This window comes from Exiguobacterium sp. UBA3968 (genome assembly GCF_002385115.1).
GTDB lineage: Bacteria > Bacillota > Bacilli > Exiguobacteriales > Exiguobacteriaceae > Exiguobacterium_A.
The window spans coordinates 1,943-2,581 of sequence record NZ_DGCW01000014.1 but is presented as its reverse complement, the minus strand read 5'-3'; the positions used below and the strand labels follow the sequence as shown (position 1 = coordinate 2,581).

Here is a 639-nt window from a genome sequence, read left to right as displayed (position 1 = left end):
CCTCTACTTTTTCGATGACACGCATGGCGAGTTCATTATAGTACGTCTCAAATGGATGTTCATCGCGATAGATCGATGGGGCGAAGTCCGCATCATTCGCATATGGTTGTCCAAGTGGAATCTTAGCTAGAATATCGGTTTTTAACGCTTCTGACAACCTCTCTCCGCCACCACTACCGAAGACATACTCTTTTTCGCCTGTCACTTTGCTTTCAAAGTACGCCATGTTCTCGACGATACCGAGTAGACGGTGGTTCGTTTTGATTGCCATTGCCCCTGCTCGTGCTGCAACGAAAGCGGCTGTTGCGTGAGGTGTCGTGACGATGACTTCTTGACAACTCGGGAGCATCGAATGAATATCGAGTGCAACATCTCCTGTACCCGGTGGAAGATCAAGCAACAAGTAATCGAGATCGCCCCATTCGACGTCTGCGAAGAAGTTGTTGAGCATCTTCCCGAGCATTGGTCCCCGCCAGATGACTGGTGCATTATCTTCGACGAAGAAGCCCATTGAGATGACTTTGACGCCAAAGCGTTCTGGTGGAACGATTCGGTCGTTCACGACAGTCGGACGTGTTTCGATTCCCATCATGTCTGGAACACTAAAGCCGTAGATATCGGCATCAATCAAACCGACCT

Annotated in this window: 1 protein-coding gene; it reads right to left on the bottom strand. The window is 49.3% G+C overall.

What is annotated here, in order from left to right; all coding sequences use genetic code 11:
• On the bottom strand, positions 1-639 hold a 639-nt coding region (locus B3S86_RS15355; protein WP_290754336.1), incomplete at both ends, for a P-loop NTPase.